The sequence below is a fragment of the Micromonospora sp. NPDC049559 genome (assembly GCF_040676675.1).
Classification (GTDB): Bacteria; Actinomycetota; Actinomycetes; order Mycobacteriales; family Micromonosporaceae; genus JBFAPK01.
The window spans coordinates 1-15988 of sequence record NZ_JBFAPK010000019.1 but is presented as its reverse complement, the minus strand read 5'-3'; the positions used below and the strand labels follow the sequence as shown (position 1 = coordinate 15988).

At 74.0% G+C, this 15988-nt stretch carries 14 protein-coding genes and 2 pseudogenes; 4 read left to right on the top strand and 12 right to left on the bottom strand.

The genetic code is table 11. The features are described 5' to 3' along the window. Positions 1-126: 126 nt before the first annotated feature. The 7 genes and pseudogenes from AB0J86_RS20680 to pcaF form a co-directional block, all read right to left on the bottom strand. Positions 127-870, bottom strand: coding sequence for an MBL fold metallo-hydrolase (locus tag AB0J86_RS20680; RefSeq protein ID WP_363859186.1), 744 nt, complete (start codon positions 868-870; stop codon positions 127-129). A 48-nt stretch (positions 871-918) separates the two neighbouring features. Beyond that, a pseudogene (locus AB0J86_RS20675) lies at positions 919-1050 on the bottom strand (DUF397 domain-containing protein); the annotation flags it as partial. A 17-nt stretch (positions 1051-1067) separates the two neighbouring features. Next, positions 1068-1340, bottom strand: coding sequence for a Scr1 family TA system antitoxin-like transcriptional regulator (locus tag AB0J86_RS20670; protein WP_363859302.1), 273 nt, complete (start codon positions 1338-1340; stop codon positions 1068-1070). Continuing rightward, positions 1337-1936, bottom strand: coding sequence for a DUF3592 domain-containing protein (locus AB0J86_RS20665; RefSeq protein WP_363859185.1), 600 nt, complete (start codon positions 1934-1936; stop codon positions 1337-1339). The genes AB0J86_RS20670 and AB0J86_RS20665 overlap by 4 nt, the downstream gene beginning before the upstream one ends. A 45-nt stretch (positions 1937-1981) precedes the next feature. Next, positions 1982-2482, bottom strand: coding sequence for a DUF456 domain-containing protein (locus tag AB0J86_RS20660; RefSeq protein WP_363859184.1), 501 nt, complete (start codon positions 2480-2482; stop codon positions 1982-1984). 26 nt (positions 2483-2508) lie between these two features. Next, entirely contained in the window at positions 2509-4761 is a 2253-nt protein-coding gene (locus tag AB0J86_RS20655; RefSeq protein ID WP_363859183.1) for an EAL domain-containing protein, read from the bottom strand. Positions 4762-4945: 184 nt separating this feature from the next. After that, positions 4946-6142, bottom strand: a pseudogene (gene pcaF / locus AB0J86_RS20650) (3-oxoadipyl-CoA thiolase); the annotation flags it as partial. 156 nt (positions 6143-6298) lie between these two features. On the opposite strand from pcaF, the gene AB0J86_RS20645 reads away from it, so the two are divergent. From AB0J86_RS20645 to AB0J86_RS20635, 3 genes are all read left to right on the top strand, one after another. Then, complete coding sequence (locus tag AB0J86_RS20645; protein ID WP_363859182.1) at positions 6299-7372, top strand: LLM class flavin-dependent oxidoreductase; 1074 nt, start codon at positions 6299-6301, stop codon at positions 7370-7372. Between the two features lie 137 nt (positions 7373-7509). Continuing rightward, positions 7510-8475, top strand: a complete 966-nt coding sequence (locus AB0J86_RS20640) for a glutathione S-transferase C-terminal domain-containing protein (protein WP_363859181.1) — start codon at positions 7510-7512, stop codon at positions 8473-8475. Continuing rightward, a complete protein-coding gene (locus AB0J86_RS20635; RefSeq protein ID WP_363859180.1) occupies positions 8468-9130 on the top strand; it encodes a DUF998 domain-containing protein in 663 nt (220 codons plus the stop codon). Before AB0J86_RS20640 ends, AB0J86_RS20635 begins: the two co-directional genes overlap by 8 nt. A gap of 91 nt (positions 9131-9221) precedes the next feature. On the opposite strand, the gene AB0J86_RS20630 is transcribed toward AB0J86_RS20635, so the two are convergent. The 5 genes from AB0J86_RS20630 to AB0J86_RS20610 all read right to left on the bottom strand — a co-directional run bounded on the left by AB0J86_RS20630 (position 9222) and on the right by AB0J86_RS20610 (position 14866). Beyond that, positions 9222-10466, bottom strand: a complete 1245-nt coding sequence (locus AB0J86_RS20630; RefSeq protein WP_363859179.1) for a sugar ABC transporter permease — start codon at positions 10464-10466, stop codon at positions 9222-9224. Next, positions 10463-11305 carry an ATP-binding cassette domain-containing protein gene (locus tag AB0J86_RS20625; RefSeq protein ID WP_363859178.1) on the bottom strand — a complete coding sequence of 281 codons (843 nt, stop codon included), beginning with the start codon at positions 11303-11305 and terminating at the stop codon, positions 10463-10465. Before AB0J86_RS20625 ends, AB0J86_RS20630 begins: the two co-directional genes overlap by 4 nt. Before the next feature lie 18 nt (positions 11306-11323). Next, positions 11324-12454 carry a sugar ABC transporter substrate-binding protein gene (locus AB0J86_RS20620; RefSeq protein WP_363859177.1) on the bottom strand — a complete coding sequence of 377 codons (1131 nt, stop codon included), beginning with the start codon at positions 12452-12454 and terminating at the stop codon, positions 11324-11326. A 179-nt stretch (positions 12455-12633) separates the two neighbouring features. Beyond that, positions 12634-13473, bottom strand: a complete 840-nt coding sequence (locus tag AB0J86_RS20615; RefSeq protein ID WP_363859176.1) for a GNAT family N-acetyltransferase — start codon at positions 13471-13473, stop codon at positions 12634-12636. Positions 13474-13642: 169 nt separating this feature from the next. Further along, positions 13643-14866, bottom strand: coding sequence for an MFS transporter (locus tag AB0J86_RS20610; RefSeq protein ID WP_363859175.1), 1224 nt, complete (start codon positions 14864-14866; stop codon positions 13643-13645). 130 nt (positions 14867-14996) lie between these two features. Here AB0J86_RS20610 and AB0J86_RS20605 point away from each other — a divergent pair, with 130 nt between their 5' ends. Beyond that, on the top strand, positions 14997-15596 hold the full coding sequence (locus AB0J86_RS20605; protein ID WP_363859174.1) for a PadR family transcriptional regulator: 600 nt from the start codon (positions 14997-14999) through the stop codon (positions 15594-15596). Positions 15597-15988: the final 392 nt, after the last annotated feature.

Sequence of the window (15988 nt, the reverse complement as noted above, 5' to 3'; positions counted from 1 at the left end):
CCGAGCAGGCGGCGCCCCGCCCCGCCCGCGATCGGGCGAAAATCCGTCACAGGTCCCCCGTTTCTAATGAGGACAGTGACGATACGGCGTCACGGTGACGATGTCGGTGGGACGGTTCGCCGCCGGCTAGGAGAGATCGATCACGAGGCCGGGGGTGGCGACGGTGAGCGCGCCGTCGTACCCGCGCCGGGCCGCGGCCGTGGCCGCCGCCGGGTCGGTACCGGGCCAGAGGTGGGTCAGCAGCACGCGGCGCGCGCCGGCCCGGGCGGCGTACGCGCCGACCTCGGCGGCGGTGGAGAGGTTGCCGGCCCGCCGCGGGTTCACCACCTCGGGATAGGTGGCCTCGGCGATCAGCAGGTCGGCGTCGCGGGCCAGCTCCACCAGGCCGTCGCTGGGGCCGGTGTCCCCGGTGTACGCCACGACCGTGCCGTCCGCCGAGAACCGGGCCCCCGCGTTCGGCACGAAGTGCGGCAGGAGGCGGGTGGCCACCCGCAGCGGACCGATCTCGAACTCCGCGCCGGGGCGGAACTCGTGCAGCTCGTACGCCTGGTCGATCAGGCCGGGATCGTCGATGGCGAGCAGCCGGTCGAGGCTGCCGGGCGGGGCGTGGACCGGCAGCGGCGGCCGGGGCGGGTCGGCCAGCGCCCGGGCCCGCAGCAGCGGCTGGAGATCCGCGCAGTGGTCCGGGTGTCCGTGGCTGACGTAGACCGCGTCGATCCCGTCGACCGGCGTACGCGCCAGCAGCTGCGGGAACGTGGCGTAACCGGGGTCGACCAGTACCCGCGCGTCCGCGTGTTCGATCAGGTAGCCCCCGCAGCCCTGCCGCGCCGTCGGATGCGCCCCGACCCCGCCCAACACCGTGACCCGCACGGGCCGAGGGTATCGCCGATCAGCTTTACGAACGCGCGAACGGGTCGATCAGAGTCGCCCGGTCTTGATTCCGGAGGTGAAGGCGGCCCAGGCGCCCGGGGCGAAGGTCAGCACCGGCCCGCTCGGGTCCTTGCTGTCGCGTACCGCCACCCGGTCGCGCAGCTCCGCCACCTCGACGCAGGCCCATGGTCCCGCACCTACTTGATCTGGTTGGCCAAGCTCCGCATGAGTTTGCGGGACTCTACCGGCCCGAGCGCTGCGGCCGTCAGACGATCCCACAACCGAGTGTAGGCGCGGACCGCGCCGGGACGGTCCGGATGATCGGCGTCGGTGAACGTCTCCAGGTAGACCACGTCGGCGGCGACCTCCTCGCCGAACCGGAGGATGGTGAAACCGAATGAGGCGGTCTCGTAGGTCTGCGCGTGGGGGTGACCGGCAACCGACCGCGCCGGCGGCCCCCGTACCGTCAGTTGCCGCTGCGACGGCGCGGGCGGCCGGGCCGCTTGGTGCGGCGGACCGGTGTCCGGCGCGGGCCGCCGCGACGAGTCCGGGGCGTGCTGCCGGCCCGCGCGCTCGGCCGCCGCCCGGCCCGGCGGCGGTGCGCCTGCCCGCCCTGCCCGCGCCCGGTGAGGAAGAGGCCGGCGCCGCAGACGACGACGAGCACGGCGCCGGCCACCCCGGCGCCGCCCTGGAATCGGCCGCGGTTGCCGCTCAGGGTGCCGAACTCGGCGACGAAATCGGTCGGGTCCGCCGGATTGATCCAGATCTTCACGGGGGTACCGGCCGGCTCGCACGCCTCCCAGCAGCCGACCTCGCCGGTACGGGTGCGGCCGTCGAACTCGTAGCGCAGGTGCATGGTCTCGCTGTCGCTCGACCGACCGCGCTTTTTGATCACCAGGTCGTAGATCATGGCGTCGGCGGGTACGCCCTCCCGGCGCAACTCCTCGGCCCAGCGGTCGAGCTCCAGCTGGGTGTGGACCGGCCACCAGAACAGCCCGATCCCCAGCAGGATCCCGAGCGGTTGCAGGTACCGCGCCCGCCAGCCACGCTCCAGCCATGCCCACACGCGGGACAGTGTGCGCGGTGCGATCAAGGTACGGGAATCAGGCGGTCAGGCGAGGAACAGGCCGAGCACCCAGACCGCCGCGACGGTCAGCGCCGCCGCCAGCTCGACCAGCATCGACAGCCCGGTCGCCTTGACCGCCTGCCGGGTGGAGGGCCAGGCCAGCCGCGAGTCGCCGAGCCGGACCCGTTCGGCCAGCCACACCCCGAGCACGAAGCCGATCGGCAGGCCGACCACCGGGATCACGAAGAAGCCGACCAGGCCGAGCGCTCCCCCGGCGAGCAGGGTGCGGTTCGGCACCCCGCTGCGCTTGAGGTTGCGCCCCGGCCAGGCGTACTTGACGACGGTGCCGGCGAGCACGACCAGGGTGACCACGGCCAGCACCACCCACCGGCCCCAGCCGGCGCCGCCGAAGACCGCCCAGACCAGCACCCCGAGCCAGCAGAGCGGCAGCGCCGGCAGGACCGGCACGACCACCCCCACGATGCCGGCGACGATCGCCACCGCGCAGAGCACCGTCACCGCCGTCTGGCCGTCCGTCAGCTCCATAGCCCAACCCGTCGATGGTCGCGAGTTCAGTCCGTCCGTTCCTTACCCAACAACGCGGTGATCTCCGCGGCCGGCGCGGGCGCACCGAAAAACATCCCCTGCCCGTCGTCGCAGCCCAGGGCCCGCAGCAGCTCCGCCTGCTCCGCGGTCTCCACCGCCTCCGCGGTGACCGAGAGCCCCAGCGCGTGCGCCAACCGCACCAGCGCGTCCACGATCCGCTCGTCGACCATGCCGCGCGGGTCGCCCGAGCGGATCCCCTCCACGAACGGCGCGGCCAGCTTGAGCGAGTGGATCGGCAGCCGGCGCAGGTACGCCAGGCTCGAATATCCCGTACCGAAGTCGTCCACGGCCAGCCGCACGCCGAGCGCGGAGAGCCGGTGCAGCGTACGCAGGGGCTCACCGGCCGAGCCCATCAACGCGCTCTCGGTCAGCTCCAGTTGCAGCAGCTCGGCCGGGAGCCCGGTGCGGCGCAGCACGTCGGCGACGGTACGGACGATCGCGGCGTCGTTGGCCTGCCGGGCGGCCAGGTTCACGCTGATCACCAGCCCCGCCTCGGGGAACTCGCGGCGCCACCGTTCCCCGTCGGCGCACGCGCGCTCCAGCACCCACCGGCCCAACGGGACGATGAGGCCGGTCTCCTCGGAGAGCCCGATGAACCGGTCGGGCCCGAGCAACCCCAGCTCCGGGTGGCGCCAGCGGACGAGCGCCTCCACGGCGCGCAACGAACCGTCGGCGAGCGCCAGGATCGGCTGGTAGTCGACCTCGAACTCGCCCCGTTCCAGCGCGGCCGGCAGCCGCGCCGCCAGCGCCGCCTTCGCCCGGTCGCGGGCGCTGCGGACCGGATCGTAGAGCGCCCACCGGCCGCGCCCCTCGGCCTTCGCCCAGTACAGCGTGGTGTCGGCCGCCTTCATCAGGTCCAGTCGGCTGGTTTCGTCGATCGGCCCCTCGACGATGCCGATGCTCGCCGAGACCACCAGCTGCTGGTCGCCGATGAGCACCGGCGTGGCGACCGCCGTCAGCGCCCGCTCGGCCACCTCGACCACCTCGTCGGCCCCGGACGGGCCCTCGACCAGGATGACGAACTCGTCGCCGCCCATCCGGGCCACCAGGTGCCCGCCCTCGGCGCCGCACTCCGCCAGCCGCTGCGCGATGACCACCAGCAACCGGTCGCCCAGGTCGTGCCCGAGGCTGTCGTTGATCCCCTTGAAGCCGTCCAGGTCCAGGAAGCAGACACCCACCCGGTGCTGCGGCGGCGCCCCCGCGAAGATCCGATTGAGCCGCTCGAAGAGCAGCGTACGGTTCGCCAGCCCGGTCAGCGGGTCGTGCAGCGCCTGGAAGCGCAGCCGCTGCTGCAGCTCGTGCCGCTCCGTGATGTCCTCGACCATGGCGACGCCGAACCGGGGCGACCCGTCGTCGTGCCGGATCAGCGAGAGCGCCAGATGGGTCCGGACCAGGCTGCCGTCCTTGCGGTAGTAGCGCTTCTCGACCTGCAACGTCGGGTAGTCGCCGGCCACGAGCCCCTGGTACAGCTCCCAGATGCGGCGCTCGTCGTCCGGGTGGGCGAGGTTGCTCCACGGCATGTGGCGCAGCTCGGCGACGGTGTAACCGAGCATCCGGGCGAACGACTCGTTCACCTCGACCAGCCGCCCGGCCGTGTCCGCGATGGCGATGCCGATCGCCGCGCCGGTGAAGACCGTGCGGAACTTGTCCTCGCTGTCGCGCAACGCCCGTTCAACCAGGTCCCGGGCCTGCCACGCGGACCGGGCGATCCGTTCCTGCTGGCTGAAGGTCCGGTCGCGCAGGGCGCCCGCGAACCCGGCGGCCAGCGCGCCCTGCAGCGCCGCGACGCGCTCGCGTACCGCCGGCGAGGCCGCCGCCGCGGGCAGCACCGTGTCGAGGAACCCGTCGCCGAGGGCGCGGACCGACCAGCCGAGCACCGCCGGCTCGGCCAGGTGCGCCTCCACGAGGGCGCGGCCGACCTCGTACGCGGGCGCGGTGGCGAACGGCTCGGCCAGCGCCGCGGCGGCGAGGCGGGTCGTCTGTACCAGCAGCAGCCGCTCGACCTCGGCGGCGCTCATCGGTACGAAGACGTGCTGGGCCACCGCCTCGCCCCAGCGCGCCGCGAACGACCGGGCGCCCGGCGGCGCGGCGTCCGCGGCGTCCCCGGCGCGTGGGGTGGCGGCGGCGTCCCTGGCGTCCGTAGTGCCCCTGGCGTCCGCGGCGTCCGTGGCTTCCCCGGCGCGTGGGGCGGGAACCCGCGCCTCAGACGCGGCCGCCACTGCCCGCCGGTCCGGTGGTCGCATCGTCCGCCCCAGTTCGCCCAGGGCCGCTGGCCCCCGTCAGCCCGACCCGTCCTCGCCGTGCCGGTCGGTGCAGGTCACTCTAGGAGGCCGGCGTCGTCAGCAACAGTGCGGAAACGCAACGTTCACCGCCGCCGGGTCGGGACGGGTCCTGGGCGTCGACCGCCTCCAGCAGCAGGGAGATGCCCTGCCCGACCCCGATGCACATGGTGCAGAGCGCCCGCCGTGCGGCGCGGTGGCGCAGCTCCAGCGCCGCGGTGAGCGCGAGCCGGGCGCCGCTGGCGCCCAGCGGATGGCCGAGCGCGATGGCGCCGCCGTTCGGGTTGACGTGCTCGGCGTCGGCCGGCAGGCCCAGCTCCCGCAGCACGGCCACCGCCTGCGCGGCGAACGCCTCGTTCAGCTCGACCACGTCGACCTCGCCGAGGGTCAACCCGGTACGGGCCAACAGGCGCCTCGTCGCGGGTACCGGCCCGATGCCCATGATCCGTGGCGGTACGCCGGCGACCGCGGCGCCGACGACGCGCGCCAGCGGGGTCAGGCCGTACCGCTCGACGGCGGCCTCGCTCGCCACCAGCAGCGCCACGGCGCCGTCGTTGACCCCGGACGAGTTGCCGGCGGTGACGGTACCGCCGTCGCGGAACGGGGTCGGCAGGGCGGCCAGCTTCTCCGGCGACGTCTCCCGGGGGTGCTCGTCGACGCCGACGCGCCGGGTGCCGCGCCGCCCCTCGGGCACCTCGATCGGGGCGATCTCCTCGGCGAGTCGCCCGTTGGCCTGCGCCTTGGCGGCGCGCTGCTGCGAGCGGAGCGCGAAGGCGTCCTGGTCGACCCGGTCCACGCCGTACTCGGCCGCGACGTTCTCGGCCGTCTCCGGCATCGAGTCGACGCCCCAACCCCGCTCCATCAGCGGGTTGACCAGGCGCCAGCCGATGGTGGTGTCGTACATCTCGGCGTTGCGGGAGTAGGCCGAGGTCGCCTTCGGCAGGACGAACGGCGCCCGGCTCATGCTCTCCACGCCGCCGGCGACGACCAGGTCGGCCTCGCCCGCGACGATCGCGCGGGCGGCGCTCGCCAGCGCGTCCAGGCCCGAGCCGCAGAGCCGGTTGACGGTACTGGCGGGCACGGTCTCGGGCAGGCCGCCGAGGAGTGCGGCCATCCGGGCCACGTTGCGGTTGTCCTCGCCGGCCTGGTTGGCGCAGCCGAACACGACGTCGTCGACGGCCGCCCAGTCGACCGAGTCGTGGCGGGCGACGAGTTCCCGGATCACGTGGGCCGCGAGGTCGTCGGGGCGTACGCCCGCCAGCGCGCCCCCGTACCGGCCGATGGGGGTGCGGACGCCGCTCACCAGATATGCCGCTGTCACGCCCCGCAGGATAGCCGGGCCCCGGCGGGCGGAACATGATCGCCTTTCACCCGGCGGCGGGTCCGTCCCGGGTGGCCCGGTAGCCTCGGCCGCGGCACCACGGCGGGCGGCATCGCGCCGAGCGCCGCGAGCAGACCGGGATGGGAAGGATCGGCCTTGACAGCGGAGCGGATCGAGAACGGGAACCGGGGCGGGACCTCGCCCGCCGCGGCTTCACCCGCCCCCGCTGGTGCTCCCCTGCCGCCCCTGTCCGCCCTCGAACTGGCGACCGTGGAAGAGGGCCGCGGCGCGCGCGAGGCCCTGGCGGCGGTGGTCTCGCTCGCCCGGAAGGCGGACGAGCTGGGGTTCCGCCGCATCTGGGTCGCCGAGCACCACCGGTTCCGGTCGGTCGGCAGCGTCGCACCGCCCGTACTGGCCACCCAGCTCGCGGCGACGACCGCCGGCATCCGGGTCGGCTCGGGCGGGGTGCTGCTGCCCAACCACGCCCCGCTCGCGGTCGCCGAGCAGTTCACCACCATGGCGGCTCTGCACCCGGGGCGGGTCGACCTCGGCATCGGCCGCGGGCCGGGTACCAACGACGCCGGCACCATCCGGGCGCTCCGGCGCGGCGCCGAGCAGACGACGGAGGCCGAGTACCGCGCCGGCCTGATCGAGCTGCTGGACTACCTGGCCGAGGCCGACCGGGTGCCGGTGATCCCGGGCGCCGACGCGCTGCCCGAGCCGTGGCTGCTGGCGTCGAGCGTCGCGGGCGCCGAACTCGCCGCCGAGCTGGGGCTGCCGGTCGCCTTCGGGTACCACATCCGGCCCGGCAACGCCGTCGAGGCGCTCGGCCGTTACCGCGAGCGGTTCCGGCCGTCGCGGTGGCGGGAGTCCCCGTACACGCTGGTGAGCGTGCAGACGCTCTGCGCACCGACGGAGGCCGAGGCCGCCTGGCTGGGCCGGCCCGCGCAGCTGGCCATGGCGGAGGCCCTGCAGGGCCGCGGCGACGACGCGCGGCTCCTGCCGCCCGAGCAGGCGGCGACCGTCACCCTCCCGGGCGAGGTGGAGGAGCGGCTCGGACAGATGTGGGCGACCCAGGCGCAGGGCTCGCCGGAGACGGTACGCCGCCGCCTGGCGGCCGTGGCCGAGCAGACCGGCGCGGACGAGCTGATGCTCTCGACCCCGATCTACGATCCGGCCATCCGGCTGCGCTCGCTCGATGCGGTGGCCGCCCTCGCCCAGCACGCCTAGCGCCGCCCGGCGCGGCGTGACCCGGCCCGGTGCGTTCGGGGCCGGCCCGGCGCGCTCGGTCAGGTCACGCGGTGCGCTCGGGAGGGCGCTTCCGCGAGGGAGGGCGACGACCGGGCGCCCTCCCTACAGTGGGGCGTATGGCGCGAGCGCAGTTCACGCAGGAGACCTCGCAACGCGGGGAGTTCGTCCGGCAGGGCAACCGCTTCACCGACCGGGTCAGCGCCCGGTCCGACTCGCCGCCGGGTGGCGGACCGGACGCCCAGGGCCGCTGGCCGCTGGAGCCGGGCCGCTACCGCCTGGTCTGGTCCCGGGCCTGCCCGTGGGCGCACCGGGCCCGGATCGTCCGCGGACTGCTCGGACTGGACGAGGCGATCTCGCTGGCCACCGTCGACCCGATCCGCGACGAGCGCGGCTGGCGCTTCAGCCTGGACCCGGACGGGCGGGACCCGGTGCTGGGCATCGAGTACCTCGCCGAGGCGTACCGCGCCACCGACCCCGGGTACCAGGGGCGGGTCACGGTACCGGCGCTGGTGGACACGGTCACCGGGCGGGTGGTCAGCAACGACTACCCGCAACTCACCCTCGACTTCGCCACCGAGTGGCGGCTGCTGCACCGGCCCGGGGCGCCGCACCTCTATCCGGAGCCGCTCCGCCCGGAGCTGGACCGGCTGATGGCCGAGATCTACGCCGACGTCAACAACGGCGTCTACCGCTGCGGCTTCGCCACCTCCCAGGAGGCGTACGACGAGGCGTTCGTACGCCTCTTCGACCGGCTCGACGCGCTCGGCGAGCGGCTGGCCGACCGGCGGTACCTGATGGGCGACGCGATCACCGAGGCGGACGTACGGCTCTTCACCACGCTGGTCCGGTTCGACGTGGCGTACCACGGGCACTTCAAGTGCAACCGGAACAAGCTGACCGAGCTGCCGGTGCTCTGGGCGTACGCCCGGGACCTGTACCAGACGCCGGGTTTCGGGGAGACGGTCGACTTCGACCACATCAAGCGGCACTACTACGGCACCCATCCGGCGATCAACCCGACCGGGATCGTGCCGCTCGGCCCGGACCTCTCCGGCTGGACCACACCGCACGGGCGTGGCTGAGACGCGGCGCGCCACCGTCGGGGCACGCCGCGCCACGGTCCTGGCCGCCACGGCCGCGGCCTGCACGGCGGGCGGCCTGGCCGCGGTGCTGGTCGCCGTGGCCGCCGGTCCCGGCTCCGGGCTGACCGGGTACGTGAGCGAGGCGGGCAGCGCGGGCGCGCCCTGTCCGGGGCTGTACCGGCTCGGGATGCTGGCGCTGGCCGGAGCGCTGCTGCTGCTCGCCGGGGCACTGCCGGTGGCGCTGCGGCTGGCGGCCGGGCTGCTCGCGGCCGGCGCCGCGGCGACCGTCACCTCCGCCGCGGTCCCGTGCAGCGCGGGCTGCCCGCTGCCGCCGTACGAGCCGACGACGGTCGCCGACGTGGTGCACGGCGCGGTCAGCATCGGCGCGGTGGCCGCCAGCGTCTTCGCGATGCTGGCGGTGGCGTTCTCGCCGTGGGCGGCCCGGCCGCTGCGCCGGCTCGGCGGGCTCGCCGCCGCCGTCGCGCTGCCGCTGTCGGCCACGGCCGGGCTGGCGCTGCTGCTGGTGGGGCGGGGTCCGCTGATCGCGCTGGTGGAGCGGGTGCTGCTGCTCGACATCGCGGCCTGGGTGCTGGCCTCCGCCGTGCTCATCGGGCTCCGCAACGGCGCCGGCGTCCCCGCGCCCGACGAGCCATGACGGTCGGCCTCAGGCGGGCGTCGCCGGCCCGGACGGGCACGACCATCGGCATCGGCCCGGCCCGCCGGTGCGCGGGCCACGACCATCGGCCTCAGGCGCGGCCGGTGGAGCGCCGGCCCCGGTGCGAGAGCGAGTCGAGGATGACCGCCGCGAGCAGCACCGCAGCGGTGATCATGAACCGTACCGACGAGTTGAGCTGGAGCAGGAACATCCCGGAGGTGATCGAGCCGAGCACCAGGCTGCCGAGCAGCGCCCCGTACGTCGACCCGCGCCCGCCGAAGAGGCTCACCCCGCCGATGACGGCGGCGGCGATGGCGACCAGCAGCACGTCGGCGGCGCCGGTCGACTGGCTGGCCGCGTAGCCCCGGGAGGCGGTGAGGATCCCGCCCAGCGCGGCGCAGGCCGAGGCGAGCACGAAGACCGAGATGCGGATCAGCGACACGTTGATGCCGGCCCGGCGCGCCGCCTCGACGTTGCCGCCGACCGCGAAGATGTTGCGCCCGTACCGGGTGCGGCGCAGCACCAGGTCGACCACGACCACCAGCCCGACGAAGATGAGCAGCCCGACCGGCACCCCCTGCCAGGCGTTGAGCACCGCGACCGTACCGGCGATCACGATCGCCAGCCCGACGATCCGCAGCAGCGACCGGATCGGCGAGCGGATGGGCAGCCCGGCCGAGGAGCGGCGCCGGCTGTCGACCAGCACCGCGCCGGCGTAGACGAGCACCACGAGCGCGCCGAGCAGCCAGCCGACCCAGCCGGGCAGGTTCGTGTGCGTGATGTAACCGATCTGCCCGGTGTACGGGAAGTTGATCGTCCCCTCGGGGCTGAGCAGGTAGAGCTGGAGCCCGGACCAGCCGATGTTGCCGGCCAGCGTCACCACGAAGGCGGGCACCCCGAGCTTGGCGAAGATGCTCCCCTGCAACGTACCGATCAGCGCCCCGAAGATCAGTACGACGATGATCGCGGCGATGTCGCCCCACTGGTTCCGTACGTTCAGCACGGCGAGCAGGGCGGCGGCGACCCCGGCCACCGACCCGACGCTCAGGTCGATCTCGCCGAGCAGCAGCACGAGCACCACCCCGACGCTGATGGTGCCGGTGGCGGCGATCTGCAACGTCAGGTTGGAGAGGTTCTGCGGGGTGAGGAAGGCGTCGTTGAGCAGCTGGAACGCGACCCAGATGACGATCAGGCCGATGATCACGGGCCAGGCGCCCAACTCGCCGGTACGGACCCGGCGCCGGATGGTCCGCCACGGATTCCGCCCGCCCTGCCCGCTCGGGGCCCGTACACCGTCGCCGGCGGGCGGCTCGGGACTGGTCGTCGCGGTACTCACAGCCGCTCCTCGGGGTCGGCGGGGCCGGGCACGTCGGCGCCGTCGGGGGCCGGTCGCGGGATCTCCTCGCCCGCCGCCGACCGGGCGCGCCGCCGGCTCACCGCGTTGTCGAGGGCGCCCGTGATGGCCTGGACGATCTCCTCCTGGCTGGTCCGGTCCGGGTCGAAGACGCCGGCGTTGCGGCCGAGCCGCAGCACCGCCACCCGGTCGGCGACCGCCCGCACGTCGGCCAGGTTGTGGCTGATCAGCACGACGCCGAGCCCCCGGTCCTTGAGCCGCTCGATCAGGTCGAGCACCTCGGCGGTCTGCGCCACGCCGAGCGCGGCCGTCGGCTCGTCCAGCAGCACCACCTTCGGCTCGCCGAGCAGCGAGCGCGCGATCGCCACCGACTGCCGCTGCCCGCCCGAGAGGCCGGCGGTCTGCACCCGTACCGACGGGATCCGCACCGAGAGGCTGGTGAGCAGCTCCCGGGACCGCCGCTCCATCCCGATCTCGTCGAGGATCCCGGCGCGGGTGCGCTCCCGCCCGAGGAAGAGGTTCGCGACCACGTCCAGGTTGTCGCAGAGCGCCAGGTCCTGGTAGACGGTGGCGATGCCGAGCGAGGTGGCGTCGGCCGGCTTGTTGAGCTGCACCGGCCGGCCCTGCCAACGGATCTCGCCGGTGTCCCCGGGGTCCACCCCGGCGATGACCCTGATCAGGGTGGACTTGCCGGCGCCGTTGTCTCCCACCAGGGCGACCACCTCACCGGCGTAGACCTCCAGCGAGACGTCGGAGAGCGCCTGCACCGCCCCGAACCGTTTGGAGATGCCCTGGAGCGCGAGCACGGGCGTATCGGCCACCTCGGACCACCCCGCCGGTCAGGAGATGCCGGCCGCGGCGCACGGCTGGGCGAACGACCCGGTACAGATCTGTTGCGGGGTGTAGAAGCCCGCCTTGATCACCGTGTCCTTGATGTTGTTCTTGGTGACCGCGACCGGCGTGAGCAGCACCGAGGTGACGTCCTGCGTACCGTTGTTGCGCTGCACCGTCGGCTGCCCGCTGAAGACGTTGCCGGTGGCCGCGGCGACCGCCATGGCGGCGGCGGTCTCCGCCTCGGGCTTGATGTCCTTGAAGACCGTCATGAACTGGTCCCCCGAGACGATGCGCTGCACGCCGGCCAGTTCGGCGTCCTGGCCGGTGACCGGCGGCAACGGGCTCGGGAACCCGGAGCCCTTCATCGCGGCGATCGCCCCGCCGGCCGTACCGTCGTTGGCCGCGTAGACGCCGATGATCCGATTCCGGCCGAGCGCGGTGATGGCCTGCTCCATCTCCTGCTGCGCCTGGTCCGGCGACCAGTCCGGGGTGTCGAACTCCTTGCCGATGTTCACCTTGCCGTCCAGTACCGAGTGCGCCCCGGCCTTGAAGTCGGCCGCGTTCGGGTCGGTCGGCGAACCGTTGATCATCACGATGTCTCCGCGCTTCGGGTCGCCACCCTTGCTCAGCTGGTCGAGCAGCGACTGCCCCTGCAACTGCCCGATCTTGCGGTTGTCGAAGGAGACGAAGTACGTGACCGGCCCCTGCGCGAGCCGGTCGTACGAGACCACCGGGACGTTCTGCGCCTTCGCGCTGCTGACGATCGCGCCCGCGGCCTTGGCGTCGACCGGGTCGAGGATCAGCACCTTCGCGCCCTGGGTCAGCATCGCCTCGGCCTGCGACTGCTGCTTGGCCGCGTCCTGGTCGGCGTTCTGGAACAGCACCTGGCACTTGCTGCACAGCTGGCCGAGCCGGTCGGTGATGAGGGGGCGGTCGAACGTCTCGTACCGGGTGGTCTTCGACTCGGGCAGCAGCAGGCCGATCTTGAACCCGTTCGCCGTGCTCTCCCTGCCGGCGACCTTGCCGCCCCCGCCGGCACCCCCGCCGCCGTTGCCGCCACCGCAGCCGGCCGCCGCGAGAACCACCGCGAGCAGCGCTCCGGCAACGATCACCATCCGGCGCTCTCGTCGTACCATCCGCCACCTCCCCGATCGCCTCTGCCGCTCCTGTCAGCTTGGCGCACCCCACGACGATTTGTCGTTGATTCGCTACTCTGAGCAACGACGGGTCGGGGGCGACGAGGGAACAACCGGACGGGAGCCGCGACCACCGACCACGCCGCACCGGCACGACAGGTCAGAAGAGCCGCGACAGGTCAGAAGAGCACGGTGGCGAAGGTACCGACCGGGCGGAAGCCGCAACGCTCGTAGACGCGGCGGGCAGGGACGTTGTAGTCGTTGACGTAGAGGCTCACCGTCGGCGCCACCCGCGCCAGGGCGTCGCGCACCACCGCCGCCATCGCGGCCGTGGCCAGCCCCTGTCCGCGCCACTCCGGCGCCACCCAGACGCCCTGGATCTGGGCGGTCCGGCGGGTCACCACCGCCAGCTCGGCCTTGAAGACCACCTGGCCGTCCACGAACCGGGCGTACGCGCGACCGGTCCGGACCAGCTCGGCCACCCGCCGCCGGTAGCTGCGCCCGCCGTCCTCCAGCAGCGGCGAGACGCCGACCTCCTCGGTGTACATCGCTACCGCGGCCGGGAAGAGCCGGTCGACCTCGTTGGTGCGTACCCGGCGCACGTCGGGGTCGACCGGGCCGGCGGGCACGGCGTCCGTGGCCAGCAGCGGCTGGTTGGGGCGTACGTCCCGAGCCGGCCCCCAGTGCGGCCCGAGCCGGTCCCAGAGCCCCAGTACCGCGTCGGCCCGCCCGACGATCGAGGAGCAGAGCCGCTCCTCGCCCGCGAGCAGTTCGGCGAAGGCCGCCACCGCCGGGGCGCCCGCGAGCACCGGGGTGAGGTGGCCGCCCAGCCAGCAGAGCGCCTCCAGCCGCCGGCGCGCCCCGTACCCGAGCACCCGGCCGTCGGCACGCCACCAGGAGAGGCCGTGCGCGGCCACCCGCTCGGCCACCTGGGCGGCGGCGAAGGGATCGCGGTCGAGCAGCCGCTCGACCGCGGGGCGTTCACCCTCGCCCAACTGGCGTACCGGCGCGATCAGCACGCCTTTTAGCCTGCCAGATGCGACCGGCCCGGGCGGTGCCGACGTCCGCCCCGGTGCCACGTCGGCACCGCCCGTCACCGGCGGACGGCCGGACGCCCAGCTCAGCCGCCCGGGGCCCCGCGCCGGCGGCTGTCGCCACCAGGCCTCGGGCGGCTGTCGCCACCAGGCCTCAGGCCGCTGCCGCCACCGGCTCCTCCGCGCGTACCCGGGCGCGGGCGGCCCAGCCGACGACGGGCGGCACCAGCGCGCCGAGGCCGAGGAAGAGGGCACCCAGCACCAGCCAGCCGGGCACCCCCCAGCCGAGGGCGAGCGTGGTCACCACGACCGGGGCGAGCATGTTGCCCAGTTGCAGCCCCATCCCGTACGCGCCCTGGTACTGGCCCTGCGCGTGGGCCGGGGCGAGCCCGAACGACAGGCCCCAGCCGGCCGCCGCGTGCCACAGCTCGCCGACCACGTGCACGAACGCGCCGAGCACGAGCAGGCCGACCGCGACCGGCGTCGGTACCATGCCGCTGGCGGCGAAGAGGGCGCAGGCCGCCGCGATGGCCAACCCGGCGCGGCGCGAGGCGCGGGCGGCCCGCGGCACCTCCTCGGTGCCCCGGGACGCGCGGACCTGCAACAGGATCACCATGCTGGTGTTGACCAGCATCAGTACCGAGATGAGCCAGTGCGGCGCCGAGGTGTGCCCGGCGATCCAGAGCGGCAGGGCGATGTTGAGCAGGCTGAAGTGCATCGACATCAGGCCGTCGAGCAGGGTGAAGGTCAGGAAGGGCCGGTCCCGCAGCGCGACCAGCCGTGGCCCGTGCGCCGGCGCCGGCATCGGCGGGATCGCCGGAAGCCGGGTGAGGATCGCCGCGGCGGCCAGGTAGCTGACCGAGTCGGCGAGCACCAGCAGCACGTACGCCGTCCGGGTGTCGGCGGCGATGCCGAAGCCGGCGATCACGGAGCCGAGCGAGATCCCGACGTTCGTGGTGGCCCGCAGGTACGCCCGGGTGCGAACCCGTTGGTCGGGCGGGACCGCGCCGGCGATGACGGCGCCCCGGGCACCCCGGAACGCGGCGTCGGCCAGGGCGGCGCCGGCGCCCACGAGGAGGAAGAACGGCAGCGACCGGACGGCGGTCAGCGCGGCGCTGAAGCCGCTCGCCGCGATCATGGCGACCAGTTGCACCCCGCGCGGCCCGTACCGGTCGGCCAGGTAGCCCATGGGCGTGCTGGCGACGAGGTTGACCAGGGCGATCACCGTGAGACCGAGGCCGACCTGCGCGGCGCTGAGCCCCACCGAGCGGGTGAGGAAGAGCGCGCTGGCCGTCAGCCAGACGCCGCGGCCGATGGTGTTGGCGAAGGTGGCGACGGTGAGAACTCGGGCCGCACCGGGCTCAGGCAAGATCGGCATGCCCTCCAGCAAACAATACGTACGTACGGTTTGCAAGTCCGATCCACGCCTCGGCCTCAAACGACTTGTCGCCGATACGTTGCCGATATATCGTCAATACATCAGCGACAGTACGAGAGGAGCATGGCAGATGGGTTTCCATCAAGGTCTGCACCACCTGCACCAACTACAGGAGGCACGAATGCGTGGCTACGGATTCCCGGGCTTTCCGGGCTTCCCACCGGTACCCCCGGGCGGGCACGGTCACGGTCCGCACGGCGGTCGGGGTCGCGGCCGGGGTCGCGGTCGTCGGCCCAACGTCCGCGGCGCGGTGCTCGCGCTGCTCACCGAGCGGCCGATGCACGGGTACGAGATGATCCAGGAGCTGGACTCCCGCACGGGCGGCGCCTGGCGTCCCAGCCCCGGCTCGATCTACCCGACCCTGCAGCTGCTGGAGGACGAGGGAGTGATCGTCAGCTCGGCGGAGGAGTCGGGCGGCGGGCGGAAGCGCTTCACGCTGACCGAAGCGGGTCGGCAGGAGGCGACCGAGGCGGCCCAGACGCCGCCGTGGAACGAGTTCGCCGAGGGTACGGTCAACAGCTGGCACGAGATTCGCGACGCCGGCTTCCAGGCGATGAACGCGCTGCGCCAGGTCATGCTGACCGGCACCGACGACCAGCGCGAACGCGCCGCTCAGGTGCTCGACGAGACGCGCCGCAAGCTCTACGCCATCCTCGCCGAGACCGAGTGACGCCCGACCCCGGACCGGCAACGGGGGTGGACGCGCCGACCGCCGGCCATCGGCGGGCGCGTCCAGCGGATCCGGGGCGCGGCACCGCCGCCGAACAACGCCGGAGGTCGAGCGAACAGCAGCGGTCCCGGGGAGTTTTCCCCGGGACCGCTTCGCCATCTCACGACTACTGCCGTCACGTCTGCTGCCGTCGCGACTGCTGACTACCACCTCGACGTTGGCCGAGGACCCCGAACCGGCGGGCCACGGGTGGTGCCGGAGCACCGACGAGTGCGTCACGGACGGCGTCCGACCAGGACAGGGTGTGGGGGCGGCGTGCCCGCGACGGGATCAAGCCTGACCGCCCAGAGCGGGCATGCCGCCCCCACACCCCCGGACCGCCACCCGGCCGG

What these genes read in the sequence shown, in the direction of transcription:
- AB0J86_RS20660 (WP_363859184.1), bottom strand. Translation starts at nt 2,482, where the DNA reads ATGGAGCTGACGGACGGCCAGACGGCGGTGACGGTGCTCTGCGCGGTG.
- AB0J86_RS20640 (WP_363859181.1), top strand. Translation starts at nt 7,510, where the DNA reads ATGGCGCGAGCGCAGTTCACGCAGGAGACCTCGCAACGCGGGGAGTTC.
- AB0J86_RS20620 (WP_363859177.1), bottom strand. Translation starts at nt 12,454, where the DNA reads ATGGTACGACGAGAGCGCCGGATGGTGATCGTTGCCGGAGCGCTGCTC.
- AB0J86_RS20610 (WP_363859175.1), bottom strand. Translation starts at nt 14,866, where the DNA reads ATGCCGATCTTGCCTGAGCCCGGTGCGGCCCGAGTTCTCACCGTCGCC.
- AB0J86_RS20605 (WP_363859174.1), top strand. Translation starts at nt 14,997, where the DNA reads ATGGGTTTCCATCAAGGTCTGCACCACCTGCACCAACTACAGGAGGCA.